The organism is Erythrobacter sp. (assembly GCF_036351135.1).
Lineage (GTDB): Bacteria > Pseudomonadota > Alphaproteobacteria > Sphingomonadales > Sphingomonadaceae > Erythrobacter.
In genome coordinates, this window is record NZ_JAZBON010000022.1 from 35,413 (window position 1) to 60,399 (window position 24,987).

The 24,987-nt window shown below is 64.5% G+C and carries 15 protein-coding genes; 7 read left to right on the forward strand and 8 right to left on the reverse strand.

Annotated features, from left to right (window positions below; all coding sequences use genetic code 11):
• From V2I30_RS06100 to V2I30_RS06125, 6 genes are all read left to right on the forward strand, one after another.
• Nucleotides 1–6,288, forward strand: a complete 6,288-nt coding sequence (locus tag V2I30_RS06100; RefSeq protein ID WP_330661195.1) for a beta strand repeat-containing protein — start codon at nucleotides 1–3, stop codon at nucleotides 6,286–6,288.
• Nucleotides 6,278–9,340, forward strand: coding sequence for a CHAT domain-containing protein (locus V2I30_RS06105; protein ID WP_330661196.1), 3,063 nt, complete (start codon nucleotides 6,278–6,280; stop codon nucleotides 9,338–9,340). The genes V2I30_RS06100 and V2I30_RS06105 overlap by 11 nt, the downstream gene beginning before the upstream one ends.
• Before the next feature lie 146 nt (nucleotides 9,341–9,486).
• Nucleotides 9,487–11,628, forward strand: coding sequence for an adenylate/guanylate cyclase domain-containing protein (locus tag V2I30_RS06110; protein ID WP_330661197.1), 2,142 nt, complete (start codon nucleotides 9,487–9,489; stop codon nucleotides 11,626–11,628).
• A complete protein-coding gene (locus V2I30_RS06115) occupies nucleotides 11,603–12,367 on the forward strand; it encodes a hypothetical protein (protein ID WP_330661198.1) in 765 nt (254 codons plus the stop codon). The genes V2I30_RS06110 and V2I30_RS06115 overlap by 26 nt, the downstream gene beginning before the upstream one ends.
• Nucleotides 12,368–12,446: 79 nt before the next feature.
• Nucleotides 12,447–12,809 (forward strand): thiol-disulfide oxidoreductase DCC family protein, encoded by a 363-nt coding sequence (locus V2I30_RS06120; RefSeq protein WP_330661235.1) that lies wholly within the window; start codon nucleotides 12,447–12,449, stop codon nucleotides 12,807–12,809.
• A gap of 73 nt (nucleotides 12,810–12,882) precedes the next feature.
• Complete coding sequence (locus tag V2I30_RS06125) at nucleotides 12,883–14,046, forward strand: alpha-hydroxy-acid oxidizing protein (RefSeq protein ID WP_330661199.1); 1,164 nt, start codon at nucleotides 12,883–12,885, stop codon at nucleotides 14,044–14,046.
• A gap of 325 nt (nucleotides 14,047–14,371) precedes the next feature.
• On the opposite strand, the gene V2I30_RS06130 is transcribed toward V2I30_RS06125, so the two are convergent.
• On the reverse strand, nucleotides 14,372–15,823 hold the full coding sequence (locus V2I30_RS06130) for an NAD-dependent succinate-semialdehyde dehydrogenase (RefSeq protein WP_330661200.1): 1,452 nt from the start codon (nucleotides 15,821–15,823) through the stop codon (nucleotides 14,372–14,374).
• 124 nt (nucleotides 15,824–15,947) lie between these two features.
• On the opposite strand from V2I30_RS06130, the gene ald reads away from it, so the two are divergent.
• The gene (gene ald, locus V2I30_RS06135) at nucleotides 15,948–17,036 is read left to right on the forward strand and encodes an alanine dehydrogenase (RefSeq protein WP_330661201.1); all 1,089 of its coding nucleotides are present in this window, start codon (nucleotides 15,948–15,950) and stop codon (nucleotides 17,034–17,036) included.
• A gap of 16 nt (nucleotides 17,037–17,052) precedes the next feature.
• Here the strand turns inward: ald and V2I30_RS06140 are convergent, their stop codons facing one another.
• The 7 genes from V2I30_RS06140 to V2I30_RS06170 all read right to left on the reverse strand — a co-directional run bounded on the left by V2I30_RS06140 (nucleotide 17,053) and on the right by V2I30_RS06170 (nucleotide 24,980).
• Nucleotides 17,053–18,063 carry a fumarylacetoacetate hydrolase family protein gene (locus V2I30_RS06140; protein WP_330661203.1) on the reverse strand — a complete coding sequence of 337 codons (1,011 nt, stop codon included), beginning with the start codon at nucleotides 18,061–18,063 and terminating at the stop codon, nucleotides 17,053–17,055.
• Between the two features lie 25 nt (nucleotides 18,064–18,088).
• Nucleotides 18,089–18,721, reverse strand: a complete 633-nt coding sequence (gene maiA / locus V2I30_RS06145) for a maleylacetoacetate isomerase (RefSeq protein WP_330661204.1) — start codon at nucleotides 18,719–18,721, stop codon at nucleotides 18,089–18,091.
• A 267-nt stretch (nucleotides 18,722–18,988) separates the two neighbouring features.
• The gene (locus V2I30_RS06150; RefSeq protein WP_442896906.1) at nucleotides 18,989–20,206 is read right to left on the reverse strand and encodes an acyl-CoA dehydrogenase; all 1,218 of its coding nucleotides are present in this window, start codon (nucleotides 20,204–20,206) and stop codon (nucleotides 18,989–18,991) included.
• A gap of 150 nt (nucleotides 20,207–20,356) precedes the next feature.
• Nucleotides 20,357–20,719, reverse strand: a complete 363-nt coding sequence (locus tag V2I30_RS06155) for a response regulator (protein ID WP_330661205.1) — start codon at nucleotides 20,717–20,719, stop codon at nucleotides 20,357–20,359.
• Between the two features lie 93 nt (nucleotides 20,720–20,812).
• Nucleotides 20,813–21,496 (reverse strand): hypothetical protein, encoded by a 684-nt coding sequence (locus tag V2I30_RS06160; RefSeq protein WP_330661206.1) that lies wholly within the window; start codon nucleotides 21,494–21,496, stop codon nucleotides 20,813–20,815.
• A gap of 153 nt (nucleotides 21,497–21,649) precedes the next feature.
• Complete coding sequence (locus tag V2I30_RS06165; RefSeq protein WP_330661207.1) at nucleotides 21,650–23,347, reverse strand: vWA domain-containing protein; 1,698 nt, start codon at nucleotides 23,345–23,347, stop codon at nucleotides 21,650–21,652.
• Nucleotides 23,348–23,462: 115 nt separating this feature from the next.
• Nucleotides 23,463–24,980 (reverse strand): lipopolysaccharide biosynthesis protein, encoded by a 1,518-nt coding sequence (locus tag V2I30_RS06170; RefSeq protein WP_330661237.1) that lies wholly within the window; start codon nucleotides 24,978–24,980, stop codon nucleotides 23,463–23,465.
• Between the last annotated feature and the right edge of the window lie 7 nt (nucleotides 24,981–24,987).

The following is a 24,987-nucleotide window of genomic DNA, read 5'->3' on the forward strand; positions in this document are numbered from 1 at the left end:
ATGGGTCGCTCTAACACCAATCGCTCGAAATTCCTGATCGGCTGCGGCTCCGCCGCGCTGGCGATGGGATTGCTGATTGCGTCCGAGCGGGCACAGGCACAGGCGTTCAACGCCAATGCCGAAAATGGCGGATTGGGCACCTATCAGCGGGTGATCGTCGATGGGACCAGCGAGATCATCGAGATCGAGACCCCGACCGCGGTGATCGACTGGACGCCGTTGGAGGATGCGGGCGGCAACGCTCTCGATTTCCTTCCGACCGGCGCCACCGCAACGTTCCAGAACAGCAGCGACATCAACCCCGGCTCGAATTTCGCGGTGCTCAACCGCATCATGCCGTCATCCAATGGCGACATAGTCGTGATGGACGGGACGGTCATTTCGCAGATCGTCGACAGCGCCGGGGAGTCGAGCGGTCCTGGCGGCACGGTGGCGTTCTATTCGCCCACCGGTCTCATCATCGGCGACAATGCCGTGTTCGATGTCGGCAACCTGATCCTGACGACGCTCGACGTTTCCAACGCCAGTTTTGAGGCGTTCACCCAGAGCGGCGGTCAGCTGCAACTGGCGCGCGACAGCGATTTCCCTGGTGCTAACATCCGGCTCGATTTCGGCGCGCAAATCACCGCCACTGCCGAGAACTCCTACCTCGCGGTCACGGCTGCCGATATCCGGGTTTTCGGAACGACCGACGTCAACGGCAGTCAGGCGTTCGTCGCTGGCGACGAGATCAACCTGTCCTTTTCCAACGGACTGTTCGACATCCAAGTCGTCACCGGCACGGAAGCGACCAATGCTATCAGTCTGTCGGGCGACGTTGGCGGTCCGTCGAGCACGGGCGCGGGCGACAATCACATCATCTACGCCGTAGCGCGCGCCGCGGCCGATCCGATTTCGCTATTGTTTGGCGGCAATCTCGGCTTCGAACCGGCAGCCAGCGCCGGCATCGTCAACGGCGAGATCATCCTGTCGGCCAACTTCGACGTGGACGGAAGAACAGTTGCAGGAGCGTCGACCACGGAGGGTATCGACGCGGTGTTCGACAACCGGTTGGCGACCACCGATACGAACGGCGAGATTGCTATCGGCTCGCTGATCGCGACCAGTTCGTTGACCGCTGTTGCCAATGATCAAGTGTTCATCGAAGCGATCGAGAGCACGATTGATGTGACGGGCGACTTGATCTTGCACGGCACCACTTTCGCGGTCGCTTCCGCTTCTGACGGTGGCGACCTTGCCATCTCTGGAGACGTGCTGGTTTCCTCGCTCGACCTAGGCGAAGTGTCGGGCGGTTTTGACGGGATCGGCGAAGCCGCCGCGACCGGCGGTACTGCGGTCCTGAGCGGCAGTTTCGGCGGGATCGTCACGATCGACGGCGACGTTCGCGTGACGGCGGAAGCGATCGCGGGTCTCGATACCGAAAGCCAGGCAACCGGATCGGCCACGGGCGGCAACGCCTCAATAAATGCGGGCGAAGGCGGCGAAGTGACCATCGACGGCTTTGCCGAGGTGCTGGCTTCGGCTGAGGCCTCTTCGTTTGCCGAAACGGTGCTGGAAGGCAACGAGTTTCGCGGTGGTGCGGCGCGAGTGAATATTGAATTCGACGGGGACGTGACCGTCGATGGTAATCTCACCGTGGCTGCGGATGCCTTCGGTGCGGATGGCGACGACTTCAACCCTTCGACCGGATCGCCCGCTTTCGGTGGCACCGCATTTGTCACGATGGATAGCGCGCCTGATTCTCTCAATGTCGGGGGCGATGTTCTAGTGGCCGCTGATGCCATTGCCGGAAGCTCGAACGAGGCAGATCAGGGCGCGTTAGCAGATGCGGGCAACGCGCAGATATTCACTCGCCGCAACGACACCATCGATATCACCGGCAATGTCAGTCTGTCCGCGAGGGCCGAGGGCGGTTCTAATGCGAACGGTTTGGGCGGCGATGCCCTGGGCGGGATCGCCGGCATGTTAATTAATGAGGGTGGCAATGCGACCATCGGCGGCGACTTCGCGGCCGACGGATCGGCCAGGGCCGGCGATGGTGGAGCCGGGGGCGGCGACGCGTTCGCCGGGATTGCCGGAGCGCGGGTTACGATCGGTTCGATCGACATTGCCGGTTCGGGCAATGCCAATGCGAGCGGCGCTGGCGGAAATGCCGGTTTGGGTACCGATGGCGGGCGCGGCGAGGGCGGCAATGCTTTTTTCCAGGCCGATGGAACGGCGATGGAGACCGCATCGCTCGCGATCGGCAGCGACGCCATCCTCAACGCCGATGGCATTGGCGGCGCCGGCGGCTTCGGCAGCGGCGCGGGCGGTGACGGGGTGGGCGGCCAGTTCGACACGCCCAACCAGGCGGATGTCGAAACCACGCCCAATAGCGGCGCCTACCTGCTAGCCGGCGGCGACAACGGTTCGATAAGCGTTGGCGGCGCAACCTCTTTAAGCGCCATCGGCTTCGGCGGCGCCGGCGGGGGATCGATATCCTTCGACACCGGCGGTGCCGGCGGGTCGGGCACAGGTGGGGCGGCACAGGCGGGGCTTGCCTTCCTCGATGGCGACGGTTCGGTGGGTGCCGGCACGGCGTCATTCGGAAACGTTAATGTCGATTCGCAAGGCGTTGGGGGGATCGGTGGCGATGGGGAAGAAGGCGACGGCGTCGGCGGCGATGGGACTGGCGGTTTGGCCATCTTCTCTGGCACCGCCGGCACAATAACCGCCGCCGACGTTACTTTGTTCGGCACTGCCGTGGGCGGCGACGGCGGTACGGGCGGAACTGCCGATGGCGGCGGCGCGGGCATTCTCGGTTCGGCGCAGGGCTCGGTCACGATCGACAGTCTTTCAGCGCAGGCGATCGCGCGCGGCGGCAACGCTAGCGATGGCGGCGCTGATGCAAATGGCGGCGTTGCTTTCGGCGGGGAAGCGGTTCTCGATGGGAGCGAGATCGATATCGTCATTCTCGGCGATGCGAGTTTGCTCACGGACACGTTTGGCGGCTCGGCCATAAGTGGGGACGGCGGTGATGCGGTCGGCGGCCAATCCTCCACTATTATCCAGGACCGCGAGGCAGCGTTCGGTTCGATCGACATCGGGGGCGATGTATTTCTTCAAACTTCGGGTTTCGGCGGCTCGACCGTCAACGGCCTCACCGGCGGTTCGGGTTTTGGCGGACGGGGGCGTGTCCTTGTCGACAACAGTACCTTGTTTGCGGATCGGATATTCATGTCTGCTCGGGGAACGGGCGGTACCGGAGCACAAAGTGGCGGCGCTGGGAATGCTGGCGAACTGATAGTCAATGTGGCGCTCGGCACTGTCGATGTAACGGCACTTTCGATGAGCGCTATCGGTACTGGCGGCGATGCTTCCGAAGCGGGCGGAACTGGCGGCGTCGGCCGTGGAGGTCTTGCACAAGTTTTCGTCGGGGGATCTGAAACGGAAAGTGCCAGCCTTCTCGTCGATACTGACCTGCTCCTCCGAGCAGGCGGCTCGGGCGGCAACGGCGGACCGGGCGGCGCGGGCGGCGATGGTTTTGGCGGTCGACCAGATGTCGAAGAAGAGGGCGGCGCGTTCATCCTTGTCGGCCGCGACAATGCTTCGCTCATTGTAGGCGGGGATATCAGCGCCAACTTCGGGGGCTTCGGGGGCGCGGGAGGCGATGGCCTCGCCTCGGGCGGGAGTGGCGGCGATGGCGGTAACGCTACGGGTGGCGAGGGCCTGCTCTCGATCCAAGCCCTAGGGTTCGGCGGAGCTTCGATCGACAACGGTTCGATAAGCGCAGCAAACATATTCATCTTCGATAATCCCATCGGCGGCGATGGCGGGGCGGCCGGGAGAAGCACTGATGTTCAGGGCAATGGCGGTAATGCGGCCTCGGGTTCGGCTATGATAAGTCTCGATGGCGGATCGCTCACCGCGACCGGGCGCATCACCGCCCAAACGAACCCTGACGGTGGCGATGGCGAGGTGGGTGGATCGGCGATAGCGGGCGACGCGAGCTTCTCCGCCGTCAATGCCGATGTTCAGAGTGACACGCTCGAGATACTAGCCTTTGCCTTCGCGCGTTTCGGAACCGTTGCTGTCGGAGATACCGATGGGGGTTCGGCCAGTCTGTTCGTGGATGGCGGCAACATCGATGTGAATTCTGTTTTCTTGAATGCGAATGCTGACTCAGGTGCAGATCTCTCGACTGCTGCTGGAGGGATCGCCGATGCGGGTCGTGCGAATTTCGATATTTTCGGCGATGCAATCGCTGATATCGGCACCGCTTTCATTTTGGCTAACGGCTTTTCTTCTGACGGGGGAAGCGCCTCGGGCGGGGTGGTGAATGTCAATATCGGTGATGTCGAATTCACGGGCGCGCCTCAAGTAAACGTCGGCACCCTGGTTGTGAGCGCCGAAGCGACCGGTGGCTTTGACAGCGGCCCGGCAAACAGCGTCGGCCGTTTCACAATCGATATCGACGACGGCGAACTCGCCGTTACCAATTTCACTGGTACAGCGCTCGGTAGCGACGATTTCGGTGAGCGTGGTTCCTCGAATATCTCGGCGACCGGCGGCGATTTCCTCGTCAGCGGGACTTTCGACGTCGATGTTCGCAACAGTTTCCAGATCGAAACCGCCAACGGCAACATCATCGGCGGTCCTTCGCTGTCAGCACCCACCGCGCAGATCACGATCGATTCAGGTAGAACGATCGTCATAGACGGCGATAACGATGCGGCGATCGGCTTCGGCGGGGCGTCGCTCTCGCTTACTTCCGAGGATATCGCGATCAACTTTGGCGCGCGTATCGGCGCGCCGGTCATGAATTTCGCTTCGATCGCGAACGATGGCCTTCCCACCATCCTCGGCGGCGATCCTTCTCTCGTCGAAGGCGAATATGCGCTGACACAGGACGAGATCGCACGGCTCGAGGTCGGTCGGTTCAACTTCTTCGCGCCGACGATTACCGAAGCAGGCGCCGACGAGGCCGACCTTCTCATTCGCGATGCGACGATCGTGGGATCGGGCGACGATGGTGCGTTCAGCGTCAACATCTTCGGTTCGGGCGGTATCGCCCGGGTCGAAGGGCAGGTCGACTACATCGACGCTCTGAGCACAGACAGCCTGTCTTTCTCGAATTTCGAGCGAATCGAAGTGGTAACGCCGGGACGCGTTACGATCACCGACAGCGATATTCTGCCATCCGGTTCGCTTACCCTTGAGGCGGACAATGTTTGGGTCGCCGATGCGAGCTTGATCGCACAGCTTCGGGCCGATCCTGATTTTGCCGGACGGAACGAGGCTCTCGCCACGGCTGGCGGGGGCGGTCCCGGTTCTGTCGTCGCAGATGAGGTTACGATACGGATCGCAGATCAACTTCTTGTAGCCAATGAGGGCGAAGTCGGAGAAACTCGCGGAATTCTTGTCGGATCCGGCGGCTTGTCGATCTCCGGCCCCGAAGACAGCTTTTCCCCCTCGACGTTGGATGTCTTCGCCTATGGCGCGCGGCTCGATGGGTCGGGTGAGTTCGTCGATGGCGAAACGTTCTTCAACGAAGTTGAATTCTTCGGCGGCGGGTCCGAGCCGGCCAGCTATACGGACGAGTCTTCGTTCAACGATTGCCTCATCAGTTCAAGCGATTGCGGCACCATAATCAACCCAACACCCACGCCAACGCCAACGCCAACGCCAACGCCAACGCCAACGCCAACGCCGACGCCCACACCGGCGCCGACGCCTACGCCTGCGCCCACTCCGACACCTACGCCTGCGCCCACTCCAACGCCGACGCCAACGCCGACGCCGACGCCGACGCCTACGCCTACGCCTACGCCCACACCGACACCGACACCGACGCCTACGCCGACACCTACACCAACGCCCACACCGACCCCGACGCCTACACCGACACCGACACCGACGCCTACGCCTACGCCCACGCCCACTCCGACGCCAACACCGACGCCTACGCCTACACCGACGCCGACGCCGACGCCGGCACCGCCTCCGATCTCGGGGCCACCGCCACCACCGCCGCCGCCCGAGCTGCCGCCGGAAGTGCAGGTTGTGTTCGAGCAGATTACCAATGAAGAGGTCGTCGAAGCCGCTGTTTCGTCGGCGGTTCCGGTTCCGATCAGCGGGGAGGAGAGCAACGAGGAATTCGGCCTCGACTTCCCTGCTTTCGTCGAAAGCGATGAGATCGACGAGGAAACGGATGTCGGCGATGCCGTCGCCTCGGGCGGCGATTCCTCTCTCTACCGACCGCAGACCGGCACCGTCGAAGTCGGAGAGGAGGCATCCGATGACCAGTGAAGTCGTGAGGAGGCTGTTTGCCCTATGCACCGCGGCGGCGGTCGGGCTCACTGCGATGTGGTCCGCCCCCGGCCCGGCGCAGTCCGCGAAGCAGCAGTCGATCAGCCTGCGCGATACCTTCCCGATTGGCTCCAACGGCCTTTGCGAAGCGCAGATCCAGGCGCCCGAAGAAGGCGCGGGCCTGTTCGATCGGCGCTACGACATCCTGTGCCGCGACGCGGCAGCGGCGATCGGAACGATGTGGATCGTACGCGGCCGGATGGCCGACAGCGCCGCAGAACGCTTCGTCGGAACCGGCGCCTCGTGCACCGAACGCGAGGACGCGGAGATGCCGCCGGGGCTGGCGGACGGCAAGCGTCTGATTTGCGCACGGCCGGGCAGCGTCATCCGCACCGAATTGCTGGTCGGCGAACGCGGCAACCGGACGTTCGCCGCCACCGGCCTGTCGGCCTATTCGCGCGCGCTCGAGCTGGGCGTCGCCTCGCTTGCGACCGACCGGGTGGTTCCCGGCGAGGTCGACATTCCGCTTACGCAGACCACCGATTCCCTCGCCTTCGTTCGTCAGCAGGCGACCTCGATTACCGCAGACCAGTCCCTTGCCGAGGCCTACCGCCGCTCCAATGCGGGCGAATTCGCAGAGGCGGCGGAATTCTTCGCTGCCAGCGCCGATGCTCTCGATGGTGCAAGCGAGACCGAAGCGCGCCTCAACGAGGGGCTGCTGCAATCCAATCTTGGCAACTACGCCGAGGCGCGTCGCCGGTTCGACGCGGCCCGCGCGACATCTTCGGCAAGCCCGGTGCTGGCACGCCTACAGCGCAATTACGAGGCGATCGACGCGCTCAATCAGTCCGAGCCGGAGCGCGCGCTCGCCTTGCTCGCCCAGCCGCTTGCCGCGGATTTCGGGGAGACTTCCGCGATCCGCAACCTGCAGATCGGCTCGGCGCTTGCTCGGCGGCTCGCCGCGGAAAGCGAGAGCGCGACCGATCCGGCGTTGTCGCAAGCGCTCACGCCGCTCGAACGTGCGCAATTGCTCGATGGGCAGGCTGACTACCTGGGTGCCACGGCGCTAAGGCTGAGTGGGCGCAACCAAGAGGCCGCCGAGCGACTGATGCGCGCCAATACGACGCTTGCCGAAGTGCGCGGCGGACGGGTTGTCTCGATCCTTTGGCTGCGCGCCCAGGTCCTGAGCGAACTTGCCGAACTCTCCGAATTGTCGGGCGATCTCGCGCGGGCCGAAGCCTTGCACGGCCAGGGCATCGCGTTGCTGGCCGACGCCTATCCCGATTCGCCCGCCTTCTACAGCGCCAATGCGCAACTTGCGGGCTTTTTCGCGCGCAACAATCGGAGGGGTGAAGCACTCGATCTCTACCGCGATATCGTTGCGCGGGCGGAAGGACGACCGGCGACAGTCCTACGCACCTACCTCGCCGATTATTTCGACCTTCTCCTGGGCGACGCAGCGAGCGCCGATGCGGCGGGCGATCTGTTCGCGGCGAGCCAATTGCTGCTTCGCCCGGGCCTTGCCCAAACGCAGGCCGTGCTCGCGCGTGAGCTTTCGGGTGGCAGCGACGAGGCGTCCCTGCTGTTCCGGCGCAGCGTCAATCTGGGCCGCGCGGTTGAACGCATGCGTGCCTCGATCGTCGAGGTCGAAGGGCAGGCGGACGTCAATCCGCAGGCCGCCGCGGCGCTCATCGAACGCCGCGAGAGGCTCGATGCGCTTGTCGAGCGACAGGCCGAGGTGCTGCAGAAGCTTGCGGAATATCCGCGTTTCCGCGCGGTCTCCGGCGGCGCGTTGAGCCTGGAAGGGATGCAGGCCATTCTCGGCGGCGATGAAGCCTATGTGAAGATGGTCGCGCTCGATGGCGATGTTTACATGGTCTACATCACGCCAAACGATGCGTTGGCCTACCGTGTGGATGCGACGCCAGAACAGCTCGAAGGCATCGTTCAGACCCTGCGCGAAAGCATCGCCATCGCCGATGGTGGGCAAGTCACCACCTTCCCGTTCGATCTGGCGACCTCGCGTGAGCTTTATGTGCGGCTGTTCGAACCAATCGCCGACCGCTTGCCGACCCATCGCCATATCATCTTCGAACCCGACGGCGCTATGCTCAAGCTGCCGATTAATCTGCTGGTGACGAACGATGAGAGCGTCGAGCGATACGAGCAGCGCATCGCGCAGCCCGAGGCGGACGAATACGATTTCCGTGGTGTCGCGTGGCTCGGCCGCGCCTCGCAAATCAGCACGGCAGTCGCGCCAACGGCGTTCCGCGACGTGCGCGCCGCACCGCCGAGCGACGCGATCAAGGCCTATCTTGGCCTCGGAGAAAACACGCCGATCGGCGACGGACCCGTTGGCACCGCGCGGACACGTTCGGCGCTCGCAGGGGGCGAGAACTGCATCTGGTCACCGGCGATCTGGTCGAACCCGATCCAAGCGGATGAGCTTTACGACGCCGCATCCCGTTTCGGCGGAGCAGGGTCGGACCGTGCGGACGTATTGACGCAAGACGCCTTCACCGACGCGCGGATCGAGGAACTCGGCAATCTGAGCGAATATCGCATCCTCCATTTCGCGACGCACGGTCTCGTCACCGCGCCTGAACCCGAATGTCCGCCGCGCCCGGCGCTGCTGACCTCGTTCGGCGACGGGGATTCGGACGGCCTTTTGAGCTTTTCCGAGATTTTCGGTCTGCGGCTCGATGCCGACCTCGTCATCCTTTCGGCCTGCGATACCGCCGGGAGCGCAACGGTAGGCGCGACGCTGGAGGCCGGCATTACCTCGGGAGGCGACTTTGCGCTCGACGGGCTGGTGCGCGCCTTTGTCGGCGCCGGGGGACGCACGGTGCTGGCGAGCCATTGGCCGGTCCCCGACGATTTCGATGCCACCAAGCGACTGATCGGCGGACTCTTCGACGAGGGCGACAGCGAAACTGCTGCCGCGTTGCAGCGCTCGCAACTGGCGCTGATGGACGATGCGGAAACTTCGCATCCTTTCTATTGGTCGGCATTTGCGATCGTGGGTGACGGTTCGGTAAAGGTCACGCGCTAGGGTACAGGCGCTCGCGCGTGAAAGGCGTTCGCGTTGTTGCGAGGGGGACAGGTCACTAGCCCGCCCTTGCGCTGGAACGGCGGGTTGGCTTTGGCTTGAGCGGTGGAGCTTAGCTCGGATGCCAAGCCGATGAGGGGGGATACAAAGTGGTCGACGACGCGACTGTGCCGCCCGTCGCGGCGCGGGAAAGCGATAGCGAAGAGCGCCGCCGCAAGCGCGCGAGCGTGTCCGCACGCCTGATCCGCGGAGTGCGCGAGGCTGGCGCGCCGCAGCTGGCCGCGACCGTTTTCTTCGTGCTCTTCTCGATTTTCATCGCGCGCTACAGCTGGGTCCTGCCCTTCAGCGCCGAACCTACGCCGATTACCAACGATGCCGAGCGCGCGCTCTATGATACGCGCGCCTATCTTTCCGCGGACTTGGTCGAGCAGGACGATCGTATCATCCTCGTCGTCTACGACGATCAGGCGCTCATCAATCTGGAGAAGCGATCGCCACTGCCGCGCGATGCCCTATCCGAGGCACTGCGCAACCTAGATGGCATGGGCGCGAAGGCGATCGGCATCGATATCCTGTTCGATCAACCGCAATCCGAAGATCCCGAGCTGGTCGAGACCTTGCGGGCGATGCAGACGCCGACCTCGGTCGCCTATGCTACGGTGGCCACCAACGAGGCGGACATTTCCTATGAGCAGCAGCTCTATCTCGACGAGTTCATGGCCGCGATCGAGGAAGGCGACACTGATGTGCGGCGCGCAAGCATTCGCCTTGACGACGAGTTCGGGGCGACCCGGGTCTGGCCCGACATCGTCCCCGAGCTGCCGCCGCTCCTTGGTCGGGCGATGCTGGCCGATGCCGGTGGGCCCTACGAAGCCTTTGAAGGCTACGAGGGCGCCATCGAATATCGCCGGGCCTTGCGGGCTGGTCTCAACGAAGGCGAGGCGGATGCGCGTGCCGATGTCGAGGAACCGCTCTTCCAGACCCTTTCCATCGAGCTGTTTCTCGATCTCGATCCCGCGGTGGCCGCGTTCGTCGCGCAGCAGATCGAGGGGCGCTATGTCCTCATCGGCGGCGACATTCTCGACTATGACCGGGTGGTGACCCCGTTCACGCCCTGGACCGGTTTCGAGCCTTCGGGACTTTCGGTGCACGGCGAGATCATCGCCCAGATGCTCGACGATTCCCCCTTGGTTCAAATACCAACTTATGCGCTCTGGTTCATGGCGATCCTCGTCGTGGCAAGCGCGGTCGCGGTCGCGCTGCTCGAATGGCCGGCACGAAAGCTCGTGCCCGTGCTGCTTACGCTCGGCATTCTCTATCTCGGCTTGCCCTTCCTCCTCCATTTCTACGATGTCGACACCTACGGCTTGCCCGCGGTCGGCTGGCTTGTCGGATGGATCATCTCCTTCACCGTCGTCACAGCCGCGGCGCGCGCGGCCGGCGCGGCCAAACGAAGTTTCGCGCAAGGGGCGCTCGGCAAGTACATTCCCGCCGACATCGCCAATGCCATCATGGAAGAACCCGAACTGCTTTCGCTGGGCGGTGAGAAGCGCAACATCTACGTGCTCTTCAGCGACCTCGAAGGCTTCACCAAGATGAGCCACGCCATCCCGCCGGAAATGGTCGCCAAACTGCTCAACCGCTATCTGGAAATGCTGAGCAAAGTGGTGCTCGATCATGGCGGAGTGATCGACAAATATGTCGGCGATGCGGTCGTCGCCTTCTGGGGGGCGCCGATCGCGCGGCCCGACGATGCGCAGCGCGCGGCCAAGGCGGGATACGCGATGTGGCAAGCGGGCGAGGCGTTTCGCGCGGAGGTCGCCGCGATGGATCCCGACCTGCCGCCGATCGGCAAGACCCGCGTGGGGCTGCATTACGGCGAAGCGGTGGTCGGCAATTTCGGCGGCGAAACGCGCATCCAATACACCGCTCTCGGCGACAGCATGAACACGGCCGCCCGGCTCGAGGCGGCGAACAAGCCGCTTGGCTCGAACGTCACGGCGAGCCGCGAATTCATCGAACAGTCGAACCCTGAAGACTGGGTGCCGATGGGTCGGATCGTGTTGCGTGGACGGGCGCGACCGGTCGATATCTATCAGCCTCGGCCCGACTTGTCGGCCGAGGATCGGCGCAAACTCGAAGAGGCCGTTCAGGTTTCGGATACGAACGCCGTGCTAGCCGCGCGGCTTGTCGACGAAGTCGCTGCTGGCAATTCGGGCGATTTGGCGCTAGAAAATTACAGCAATCGAATACGACATTTGAACGATGGGGGTGCATATGTTCTCGGTTAGGAAAAGGGCCCGCCTGGCGGGTGTCGCCCTGGCGGGCATCATGCTTGCGGGAAGTGCGGCGGCGAATGCCGGCGTGGTGGTCAAGTCGTCCGGTCCGTCTGCGGACCAATATCCGGTGGGAGAGGAAGTCGCCGACAGCTCGACGATCTCGCTGCGCGCGGGCGACAAGATTACCGTGCTGACCGATCGCGGCACGAAGGTCATGCAGGGACCGGGCACGTTTCGCGTCGGCGAACGGCCGACCCGAACGCGCGCCCGGCTTACCAACATGACGCGGCGCAACGCGGCGCGCGGCGCCCGCACCGGGGCCGTGCGCGGCTCGGGCGGCAGCAGCGGCCCGGATACCATTCCCAATCTCTGGCTGGTCGATGTGACGAGGGGCGGGCCGACCTGCCTTTACAATCTCGACCGCGTCCGTTTGTGGCGCCCGGTCTCGGAAGAGGCGCAGACCTATCGCATCTCGCAGGTGGGTACCAACGAGGCGCTCGACGTGGAATTCGTCGGGACCGAAAGCGTGCGCGCGCTCGATCCGGCTGGGCTTCAGCTGATGAACGGTCAGAGCTACACGATCACCGGTCCCGCTTCCGAAGGCGGCTCGATGCCCAATGTCGAGATCAGGGTAATCGAGATGACCGAGGCCTTCCGTCAACCGGCTGAGCTTGCAAGGGCGCTGGTCGCCAACGGTTGCATGTCACAGGTCGCGGTCCTCGGAAACACCGCCGAAGCCGAGGCGTCGTAGGCGGACTCGCGGGGGCATCGCCCTTCGCCTTTCGGGCCGCATCTTGAAACCGGCGCCGACGCCGCGCATCTTCGGCTGCATGGCAAGTGAAGCCCGCGGCAACGTAACGATCTGGTTCGACGGCGGCTGTCCGCTGTGCCGGCGCGAGATCGCTCTGATGCGACGCCTCGACCAGCGCGGCGCGCTGCGCTTCATCGATGTGGCGCAGGACGAGGCGGCGGGTTGTCCGATCGACCGCGCGGACCTGCTCGCACGCTTTCACGCCCAAGAAAATGGCCGCGTGTTGAGCGGGGCAGCGGCCTTCGCCGCGATGTGGCGATCGATCCCGCTGCTGCGCCCGCTCGGCCTTTTGGCACGCAATCGCGCGGTGCTGGCGAGTCTCGAGCGCACCTATAGAGCGTTCCTGCGCGTCCGCCCGCTGCTTCAGCGCGCAATGCGATAGGCAAAAATCGCGCGGACAAACCGTACCCCGATCGGTTATCGCTGCAGCACCATGGACAGCGAGAGAAGCGGAAATGAGCAATTTCGGCAGCATGCAGAACGCGATCTACAATGCCGGTCTGCAGGGAATTCTGCCAGACTACCCGGTGGATTTCGCCACGCTGGAACAGCGCGCGCACGAGGCGCTGGGTCCGATGATGACGAATTACGTTGCGGGCGGCTGCGGCGACGAGCACACGCAGGACGTCAATGCCAGCGCCTTTCATCACTGGGGCATGATCCCGCGCATGATGGTAGATTGCTCCGAACGCGACCTGTCGATCGAGCTGTTCGGCATGGATCTGCCGACGCCTTTGTTTATGGCTCCGATCGGCCTCAACGGCGAAGCGACGCAGGATAGGCATGGCGATATGGCCGCCGCGCGGGCCTCGGCTGAAACCGGGGTGCCGTTCAGCGTGTCCACCCTCTCCAACGACCCGCTCGAAGACGTCTTCGGCGCCTGTGGCAACACGCCCGCCTTCTTCCAGCTCTACACGCCGCGCAACCGCGAACTCGCGCAGAGTCTTATCTCCCGCGCCGAGCAGTCGGGCGCCAAGGCGATCATGGTAACGCTCGACACCTGGCTGACCGGTTGGCGCCCGCGCGATCTCAACGCCAGCAACTTCCCACAGCTGCGCGGCAAGGTTTTGCAGAACTATTTCTCCGATCCGGTTTTCCGCTCGCTGCTGGAAAAATCGCCCGAAGGCGATCCGAAAGCGGCGATCATGCTGTTCGCCGCGATCTTCGGACAGGTGCTGACCTGGGAGGACATGGCCTGGTTCAAAGACGCGACCGACCTGCCGATTGTCCTCAAAGGCATCTGCCACCCGGAAGATGTGCGCAAGGCGATCGATCACGGCGCGGATGCGATCTATTGCTCGAACCACGGCGGACGGCAGGCGAATGGCGGGATCGCAACCATCGATCTGCTCGCCGATGTCTTCGCTGCGGCGGGCGATGTCCCCGTCCTGTTCGACAGCGGCGTGCGCTCGGGCACCGATGCGGTGAAGGCGCTGGCCATGGGCGCGCGGGCGGTGGGGGTGGGGCGGCCCTATACCTACGGACTGGCGATCGGCGGGGCGGCAGGCGCGGCCTGGGTCCTACGCTCGATCCTCGCCGAGGCCGACCTGCTGATGGCGGTCAACGGCTATCCTGATCTGACCGCGTTGCGCGAGGCCGGGGTGCAGCGTACCGACTAAGCTGCGGCAACGGCGGAGCGGCGCGCGCGAAGTCCATATTGCGCGCGCGGTTGTCCACAGTTATGCTTCGCGCCTTCCGCCGACTAACACGGCGGGGCTTCGGGGGCTGCGACAGGTGGAAAAACCAACCATTACCTCTTCCTCGCCGGATCGGATGGGGCGAACCGTGTGCATGGGTAACGAAATGTCCCGCCGCGCCCGCTATGGCCGGATCCAACCGATGACAGCGCGAACCGGCTTGCGCGCGATAATCGCGCGGCTGCTCGGCAGGGGCTAACCTATCGAGACGGCACTCGTAGTGAGTCAGACAGACTAACCCGTCACCTCATGGCGCCGCTTTGGCGACGGTCACCAGCTTGGTCTCAGTGTAGCCGAGATAGCCCTCCATCCCGCTTTCCGAACCGAACCCGCTATCGCCGACTCCGCCGAAGGGCGTTTCGGGCGAACCGACCGCGAAGTGATTGATCGCGACCATTCCGGCGCGCAGTGACTTGCCGAGATAATGGCTCTCATCGAGGCTCGAGGTGAAGGCATAGGCGGCGAGACCATAACGCAGCGAATTGGCGATCTTCACCGCCTCGGCGATGTCGTCATAGGGGACGATGCCAGCAACCGGGCCAAACGGCTCTTCGGTCATGAGTTTGCTGTTCGCGGCGGGAGAGGCGATCACGGTCGGCTCGAAGAAGTGGCCTGGACGATCGATCCGCGAGCCACCGCTGACGATTTCTCCAGCACCATCGCCCATCGCGTTCATCAACTCTTCCATCGCCGCGACGCGCCCGCCATGGGCGAGCGGCCCCATTTCGACACTGTCGTCGCTGCTCGCATCGCCGATCTTGAGCTTCTGTGAGCGCGCCGCGAATTCCTCGACGAAGCGATCGTAGATGCCGCGCGCAACGAGGAAACGCGTGGGCGAGACGCAGACCTGTCCGGCATTGCGAAACTTGGTCGCCGCGCAGGCTGCCACGGTCCGCTCAAATTCGGCGCTTTCGCCGATCACCACCGGCGCATGGCCGCCCAGCTCCGGGGTGAAGCGCTTCAGCCCCCGTGCTGCCAAAACGCCGAGCTGCTTGCCGATGGCGGTCGATCCGGTGAAGCTGACCTTGCGGGTGACGGGCGAGGCGATGAGATGCTCGGAAATCATCGCCGGATCGCCATATACGAGGTTCACCACTCCATCCGGCAGCCCCGCATCAGTGAAGCATTGAGCCAGCATCTGTGCGGTCGCAGGCGTGGTTTCGGCGGGCTTGAGGATAGCGCTGCAACCCGCGGCAAGGGCGCCGGCGATCTTCTTCGCAGGCAGGTTGATCGGGAAATTCCACGGCGTCAGCAGCACGGCCGGGCCGACCGGTTCCTGCGTCACGCGTTGTTCCAGCAGATTGTGACTGCGTACCGGCACCAGCCGCCCGCCCTGCCGCTTCGCTTCCTCGGCGAGGAAGTCGATCAGGTCGGCGGCGCCCATCGTTTCGCCCAGGGCCTGCGCATGCGGCTTGCCCATTTCAAGCGTCATTACCCGGGCGATGGTCTCGGCCCGCTCGCGCAGAAGCTCGGCGGCGGCGCGGATGATGCGATAGCGCTCGATCGCCGGGGTGTTCGACCATCTGGGGAAGGCTTCATCGGCTGCGGCCAGCGCTGCATCGAGCTGTTCCTTCGACGCCTTGGGCGCCCGGCCGATCTCCTGCTCGGTAGCCGGATTGACTATCGGCATTGCCCCATCGCCGCCTTCTCCCATCCATTCGCCCCCGATCAACATCTTCACTTGTGGGTAGGCGGTCATACGGGAACTCCTTGATTGAGGGGGTGAGCGAACACGCAATGTGGCGGGCAATGCCCTTCGTTTCAATTGATACATTGTTGCGCGCAGCCTATCGCGGCGTTCAAGCGAAGTGCAGGAGCGAATCATGCTGGTGGGCGTCCCCAAAGAAATCAAGAACCACGAATATCGCGTCGGTCTGACGCCCGAAGCGGCGCGCGAATATGTTTTCAACGGACACGAGGTCGTCGTAGAAAGCGGCGCGGGATTGGGCATTACCAAGACCGATGACGATTACCGCGCTGTCGGCGCGCGGATCGTCGACAGCGCCGAGGAAGTGTTCGCCAGTGCCGACATGATCGTCAAGGTCAAGGAGCCGCAGCCGGGCGAATGGGTGCAGCTGCGCGAGGGGCAGATCCTCTTCACCTATCTCCACCTCGCCCCCGATCCGGATCAGGCGCGCGGCCTGATGGAGAGCGGGGTTTCCGCGGTCGCCTACGAAACCGTCACCGATGCAGATGGTGGCCTGCCACTGCTCGCGCCGATGAGCGAGGTCGCCGGGCGTCTGTCGATCGAGGCTAGCGCGCAGGCGAGCCACAAGGTGAACGGCGGGCGCGGCATCCTGATGGGCGGGGTGCCCGGTGTGCTTCCGGCCAAGGTCGTCGTAATCGGCGGCGGCGTGGTCGGGACGCAGGCGGCGCGCATGGCGACGGGGCTGGGCGCCAATGTGGAGATTCTCGACCGTTCGCTGCCGCGCATCCGCGAGCTCGACGATATGTTCCAGGGGCGGGTGACGACGCGCTATTCCAACGCGCAGACGATCGAATACGCCATCACCGATGCCGATGTCGTGGTCGGCGCCGTGCTGATCCCCGGCAAGAACGCGCCGAAGCTGGTGACGCGCCAGATGCTGGGCCTGATGCGCCACCGTGCTGTATTGGTCGATGTCGCGATCGACCAGGGCGGGTGCTTCGAAACCTCCAAGCCGACGACGCACGAAGACCCGACCTATCTCGTCGACGACGTCATCCACTATTGCGTCGCCAACATGCCAGGTGCGGTGCCGCATACGTCGAGCTATGCGCTCAACAACGCGACCCTGCCCTATGGACTGGCGCTGGCGGAGCACGGCATCGCCGCGTGCGAGCGCGACATTCACCTCGCCCCCGGCCTCAACGTGCACAAGGGGCGCATCGTCAACGAAGCGGTCGCCGAAAGCCTCGGTTTCGCGGCCTGATCGCGCGAGCGCCCTTCTAGACCTCGACCACGGTCTGCTCGATCGCACCGAAGATCGAGTGGTTGTCCGCATCGCGCATTTCGACCTTGACGGTGTCGCCCGCGCGCATGAAGCGGGTCGTGGGTTCGCCGTCGCGGATGGTCTCGATCATGCGGATTTCAGCGATGCAGGAGTAACCCGCGCCGCCTTCGCTGACCGGCTTGCCCGGACCGCCATTTTCGCCCTTGTTGCTGATCGTCCCCGAACCGATGATCGAGCCTGCACACAGCGCGCGTGTCTTGGCGGCGTGGGCGACCAGCTGCGCCATGTTGAAGGTCGCATCCTCGCCCACCTTGGCACGGCCGAACGGTTCGCCATTGTAGTCGACCATCAGGGGCAGATGGAGAAGGGAGTCCTTCCACGCATCGCCAAGCTCGTCGGGTGTGACGCAGACCGGGGAGAAGGCGCTTGCGGGCTTGGACTGGAAGAAGCCGAACCCCTTGGCCAGTTCGCCGGGGATGAGGCCGCGCAGGCTCACGTCGTTCACCAGCATGATGAGCTTGATATGCCCCGCCGCCTCCTCGACCGAGACGCCCATCGGCACATCGTCGACGATCACCGCGACCTCGCCCTCCATATCGCAGCCCCATGCGGGATCGCCGAGCGGGATGTCGGCGCGTGGGGGCAGGAAGCCGTCGCTGCCGCCCTGATACATCAGCGGATCGTGGTAGAAGCTCTCGGGCACCTCGGCATCGCGCGCTTTCCTCACCAGTTCGACGTGGTTGATGTAGGCCGAGCCGTCGGCCCACTGGTAAGCGCGCGGCAGGGGTGAGTGCGCCTGCCTCTCGTGAAAGCGCTCACACGGCACCGCCTCATGCTCGACATCGCGCGCCAGCACCTCGAGCTCCGGCGCGATCCGCGCCCAGTCGTCAAGCGCGGCCTGCAGCGTGGGCGCGATGTAGCCCGCCGCGCAGCAGCGCGTGAGGTCCTTGGAGACGACGACGAGCTTGCCGTCGCGCGTGCCGTTGTCGAGGGTTGCGAGTTTCATTGGGGATCCTCTTTCGGGCCAGAAGTCATAAAGCGTCGGGTTGGTTGTCGGGATGGGCGCGCTGGAAGGCGGGCAGGGCAAGGCAGGCCCCCTCGATCGCGGTGATGTGGCGATAGTCGGTGAAGGCGAAGTCGAAGCGGCGCGCATTGTAGACCTGCGGCAGCAGCACGACCTCGAACAGGCCCGGCGTTTCTCCGAGGAAACGCTTCGTCCCGAGCTGCGCCAGTCGGGCCTCGACCGGCGAGAGCGTGCGTTCGAGCCAATGGCGATACCACACGCCGATCTCATCCGGCGATTTGCCGTATTCCTGTTTCAGCCACTTCAGCACCGGCAGGTTGAGCGGGGCGTGCAGTTCGGTCGCGATCGCGTATGCGAGTTCGCGCACGGTATATCGCTCCTCCGCATCGCCCGGCAGCAGGGCCGGTTCGGGATAGGCCTCGTCCAGCCATTCGAGCATCGCCATCGACTGCGCACGGTCGCGCCCGTCGGCCTCGAGCATGGGCACCGAGGCGAACGGATTGCGGCTGGTATAGGCCGCGTCCTTCTCCTCCGCCTCGAGCAGGTTCACCGGCAGGTTCTGGTAGTCGAGCCCCTTCAGTTCGAGCGCAATGCGCATCCGGTAGGAGGTGGACGAGCGGTAGTAGCCGTAGAGCTTCATGGCTTCGCTTTCCTACAGGATGGAACACATGGAACACGGTCCTGGGGAAGAAAAAGCGGCTCGTTCCTGCCGATTGCAGGCAGGCGATGCCAGCGGTTCGCAATAAGGGTTCGGGACTTCGTCATAGCCGCTTCATAAGACCGGGACGCGGTGTAGGACAGTTGCTCAATTTTCGTCATTGCGAGCGGCGAAGCCGCGCGGCAATCCAGGGCCTCGCGCTCCGAAGTCCCGGATTGCCGCGCTCCCTGCGGTCGCTCGCAATGACATTTATGCAAACGCCGCAATTCCCGTGATCGCGCGGCCGAGGATCAGCGCGTGGACGTCATGCGTGCCCTCATAGGTGTTGACCGTTTCGAGGTTCACCATATGGCGCATCACCTGATATTCCTCGGAAATGCCGTTGCCGCCATGCATGTCGCGCGCGACCCGCGCGATGTCGAGCGCCTTGCCGACATTGTTGCGCTTGACGACCGAGATCATGTCGGGGCTGAAGCGTCCTTCATCCATCAGGCGACCGACCCGAAGCGAAGCCTGAAGTCCGAGCGATATGTCGGTCAGCATATCAGCGAGCTTCTTCTGGAACAGCTGCGTAGCGGCTAGCGGGCGACCGAACTGCTTGCGATCGAGCCCGTATTGGCGTGCGGCATGCATGCAGAATTCCGCCGCGCCCATCGCGCCCCAGCTGATTCCGTAACGCGCGCGGTTGAGGCAGCCGAAGGGGCCTTTCAGGCCCTGTACGTTCGGAAGCAGCGCATCGGCGGGCAGCTTGACCTCGTCCATCACGATCATGCCGGTGGTCGAGGCGCGCAGACTGATCTTGCCCTCGATCTTGGGAGCCGAAAGTCCTTCCATGCCCTTTTCGAGGATGAAGCCGCGGATGGCGCCATCATGCTCTTCGCTCTTGGCCCAAACCACGAAGACGTCGGCGAAAGGCGAATTGGAAATCCAGGTTTTCGAACCTGAGATCGAATAACCATCACCGTCTTTCTTGGCGAAGGTCTTCATCCCCGCAGGGTCGCTGCCCGCATCGGGCTCGGTCAAGCCGAAGCAACCGATCAGCTCACCGCTCGCAAGACCGGGGAGATATTTCTGCCGTTGCTCCTCGGAGCCATAGGCGTAAATCGGGTGCATGACGAGGCTCGACTGGACGCTCGCCATCGAGCGATAGCCGCTGTCGACCCGCTCGATCTCGCGGGCGATCAAGCCGTAGGCGACATAGCTCGCATCCGCGCCGCCAAGTTCCGCCGGAATGGTCGCTCCCAGCAGCCCCGCCTTGCCCATCAGTGGGAAAAGCTCGGGCGTGCTCAGCTCTTCGCGAAACGCCTCGATCACACGCGGTTGCAGCTCGCTTTGCGCAAAGCCGCGCGCGGCATCGCGGATCATGCGTTCGTCCTCGGTCAGCTGGCTTTCGAGGTCGAACGGGTCTTCCCAATTGAAGGGGACGATCCCGGCCGAGGCGAGATCGGCGGAAGGGGGCGCGTGCACTGGTTGCTCCTGAAACTCGTTATCCCGCACCCGCTTTCGCAGGCTTTGTCCGGGCTCGCAAGGGAACGGACCTATTCGTTCGCGCGAAGAGCGCGGCCCCGCAGCGGATCGGGCGGAAGCAGGAGGTTTCGTCGGGCGGCTGGAAGGCCGTTAAGCGGCTGCAGGCTGAACCGCGTGATTGACCGCGTTAAGCATGTCGGCGGGCGGACACGGCTTCATCAACACGGTCGCGTCGGGGAAACGATCGACGACTTCCTGTGCGCTGAGGCTGCCCGAGTGAAAGATCACCGGCACTAGTTTTTCGCGCAGCTTCTCCGCGAAGGAGAAGATATTGCCGTCGCGCAATTCGACGTCGAGAATGGCAACGTCGGGCCGCGCATTGTCGCAGGCGTCCGCGGCCGAAGCGATGCCCGAATGCGGACCCTCGACCTCGAAGCCGGCCTCTTCGACCGTTTCGCACAGGTCGAAGGCAACGACCATTTCGTCTTCGGCAATCAGTATTCTGCGTGTCATTAGACACTCCATCTCCAACGACTCTGATCCCGACATCGTTAGGTCTAACACGGAATGCGGGCGAGCCCCATTTTTTTCTTACGCAATAAACCTTTAGCGGCTCCCGCCGAATCTTTCAGCATGCGCCTGCGCATCCCCGCTCTTGAGCAGCTGCGCCTGTTCCACCCACTTGTCGCGGCGAATGCGTCCGGCGAACTTCCCGAGCGAGGCGTCGATCTCGTCGATGTCCTGCTCGCTCCAACTGGCGATCTGCGCGAAAGTGGTGATTCCGCGCGCCTGCAATTGCGCCGCCAGTTTCGGCCCCAGACCCTTGATCCGGGTGAGATGATCGCCCGCATCCGTCGCGCCGTCGCCCATTTGTGCTGCGGGTGGATGCGCGCCCGGCTCCTTGCCGGGGCCGGCGCGTGCAGGCTGGGGGCCGGCGCTGGGCGGCGCGCTGGTTGCCTGGGCCGGATCGGTGACGGGGCGCGTCGTCGTGCTCGGCGCGACGCTGGCGCCGGCTTCGGCGTCGGCCGTTTCCGAGGCATGGGCGACCTTGCGCGTATTGGCGGCCGCGCTGGTGTCCCCGAAGGAGTGCTCCATGCTCTCATGCCCGTCGATCAGCGCCTGATTGCGCTTGGCCCGCGGCGCGCCCTCGTCGAGCACATCGCCGCCGCTGCTTTCATCCTCGACGATATTGGTGGTCCGGCGCGAACGGGCGACCCACCAGATGACGAGCAGCAGGACGACGAGAGCTACGATAATGAAGGGGAGGGCGGTTTCGAAACCGGGGGGCATGGAGTCTCCTGTCAAGCGGTTTGGACGGCGGCGGCGCGCGAATCAGCCTACGCGACCCGGCGCACATGCAAGAAGCGGCCCGAACCGCTTAAGGTTCCGACCGCTCTTGCGAAACCTGCGTAAAAATCGGCGCAGCTTCGCGTTTGCCGATCCCTATCCCCCGCCGCGGGCGGAGGCGGCGATGGCGTTCAACTCGAGGAATTCCTGCCGCCAGAAATTGCTCTGACGCCCGGCGAGAGCGCCGACATCCTCGTGGTCGAAGCCCATCATCAGCTCGTCGCCGCGCAGGATCTGGCCATAGGCGGCGACCGCCGCGGCGAATGCGAAGTCACCCGTGGGGGCGCTCGCCCGCGCGAGGCGGTCGGCGTCGACCACCTGGGTGATGAGGCGCGATGTGTCCTCGCCCGGCAGCTTGTAGCGCAGCTTGACGAAGGCCGCCTCCGCCGCTCGTTCGCGCGCGGTATCGCTCACCGCATCCTCGTAGCGGCGCGCTGAGATCCAGCCCGCGCCATCCGCGGGCGCGACTTCGTAGATCGCGGTCACCTGATGGCCGGCGCCGATATCGCCCGCATCGACCGCGTCATTGTCGAAATCCTCTTCGCGCAGCGCCCGGTTCTCGTAGCCGACGAGGCGATACTGGCCGATCACCGCCGGGTTGAACTCGACCTGGATCTTGACGTCGCTGGCGATGGTGAAAAGCGTCGAGCTCATCTCATCGCCCAACACCTTCTTCGCTTCCAGCGCGCTGTCGATATAGGCGTAATTGCCGTTCCCGTGATTGGCGATCTGCTCCATCATCGCCTCGTTGTAATTGCCTTGGCCGAAACCCAGCGTGGTCAGCGTGATGTCGCGCTTGCGGTAACGCTCGATCATTTCGACCAGCGCATCGCGGTCCGACACGCCGACATTGAAATCGCCGTCGGTCGCGAGGATCACGCGGTTGACCCCGCCTTCGATGAAGTTGTCCTCGGCGATGTTGTAGGCGAGTTCGAGCCCTGCGCCCCCGGCGGTCGATCCGCCGGCCTGAAGCTGATCCAGCGCGCGGCGAATGGCGCGCGTGTCGCTGGTGGGTTCGAGCACCAGGCCCGCCGCACCGGCATAGACGACGATCGACACGCGGTCCTCATCGCCAAGCTCGCCCGCAAGTCCTGCCAGCGCGGTCTTGACCAGCGGCAGCTTGTCCGGGCGGTTCATCGAGCCGGAAACATCCATCAGGAAGACGAGATTGGCGGGCGGGCGTTCGCCCTGCGCAATGTCGTAGCCGCGAAGGCCGATGCGCATGAGATAGGTGTCCTCGTTCCACGGCGTCGTCGCCAGATCGACGCTGGTGGTGAAGGGCACCTCGCGCGTGCCGGGGCGCGGATAATCGTAGCGGAAATAGTTGATCATCTCCTCGGTGCGCACCGCGTCGCGCGGCGGCACGGTGCCCTGCCTCAGGAACCGGCGGGCATTGGCATAGGCGCCGGTATCGACATCGACGCTGAAAGTGCTGACCGGTTCGCGCGCCGCGAGCTTGACTGGCGAGACCTCTTCGCCGGCATAGCGTTCGCGGCCCGGATCGGCGGGCACGACAACGGGCGGCACGTGGTAGCGCGATTGCGCAGACACTTCGGCCTGCTCGGCAGCGATAACGGGAAGCGGCGTGGCGCTGTCCATCGCGCCGAAGGATACGCGGCTGCCAGTGACGGTGATGGCCTGAGGTGGGGGAGGGGGCGGAGCCGGAGGAGGCGGCGGCGGCGGCGATTGGCTGGCGTCCGATCCGGCCTTGGAGGCGGTGGTCACGATCGTCTCGCTCTCGTTCGCGGCGCATCCGGCAAGTGCCAGGACCAGCGCCGCGCTCACGGCCGTCATCACATATCGCATGTCAGTCCCCTTCGAACCTCTCGCTCCCGAAGGTCACGCCGGGCCTGTGAATAGCGACTGAACGCTCCGAATCAGCGACGAAACGCGGGCTGGCGGGGGCCCCTTAAGACCCCTGCGAAGCCGCATCCTCGTCCGGCTCGCTCGCGACGTTGCGCCGGAACAGCACCTTGTCCGCTTCGTCGAAGCCATAGCGCCAGATCATCCAGAGATAGACGCCGAGGATGAGCGGCCCGCCGATCGCCAGCTCGACCCATTCGGGGGTGAACTGCGTGAAGACGATGCCGACAAGGGTTGCCGGCGCGGCGGCATAGAGCAGCGCCCAACGCCAGTTGGAGACCGGCGCCTTTAACAAAGTGCGGAGCACGCGCGCCTTCACCATGCTCGAGATGGCGAGGGCGATGAACAGGGCCGCGGCAGCGCCCGCCGCCTGAAACCCTTCGCCAAGACCATATCGCTTCGCCAGCAGGATTAAACCAACGGTCAGCACCGCCTGCAGGCTTATGACGCCGACCGAGATCGCGAGGTTTCGCTTCCTCGCGATATAGACCAGCACGCCTTCGGAGACGACCGCCATCGAAGCGACCACTTCGGCGGCAAGCAGCGTTGCGAGCGCCCCCGTCCCGCCGACGATCGCCGGTCCGCCAAGCCCCATCACCGCCTCGCCCGGTATCGCCAGCATCAGCGCGATGCCGACTTGCAGCGCGATGATCCAGAAGCCGACCTGACGCGCCTGCGCCGCGATCGCGGTCATGTTGCCGGTCTTCAAATTCTTGGTGATGACGGGCGAAAGGATCGGTTCGAAACTGGTCTTTAGCTTCTGCGGCAGGCTGACCACCTCCTTGGCGAACCAGTAGATGCCGACCGTGGCCGCCGAGGTAAACTGGCCGAGCAGGAACACGTCGAGCAGCCGCGTCCCGCGCTCGATCACGTCGGCGCCGACCAGCGGCAGGGCGCGCGCGGTCATCTTGAAAAGATAGCGCGGACGCGGGCGCCAGCCGCGCGGCAGGCCGTAGGTCTTGAGGAAGGCGTAGAGCGAGGTTGCGAGCGCGGCATAGATCGCCCCGATAAAGGCGAGCGCGATGCCGCCGCTCGCCAGCGCGGGCACGAAGAACAGGCCCGCGACCAGGATCGATTTGGCCCAAGGCTCGACCAGCGCACGGGCACGCACGGTCGTGGCGATGTCGTAGCGATAGGCCTGTGCGGCAAGCAGGATCTCGGTCAGCGCGAAGGCGGGGATCGCGGCGATCATCCACATGTCGAACCGGCTGTTCGTGCCGCTGGGAAAGACGATCACGGGAAAGGCGACCAACAGCGCGCAGGCGACGATGCTCACCAGCAGCGAGGCCAGCATCCCGTCGAACACCAGGTTCACCTTGGTGCGCTGCGCCGCGGCGCCGCCTTCGCGCGCCGCCCCCTCGGTCAGCCGCTGGGCCAGCCCACGCTTCTCACCAAGCGCGCAGACCAGCGCGAAAAGCTCGATCACGACAAAGGCCGCGGCGAAGCGGCCCATCTCGTCGACGCCGTAGAGCCGGAAGCCGACGAAGAGAAACGGAAGCCCGCCAATCAGGCGCAGGACGAAGCCGAGCGTGTTGGTGCGCCCGCCTTTGGCGAGCGTCGCCATATCGTCG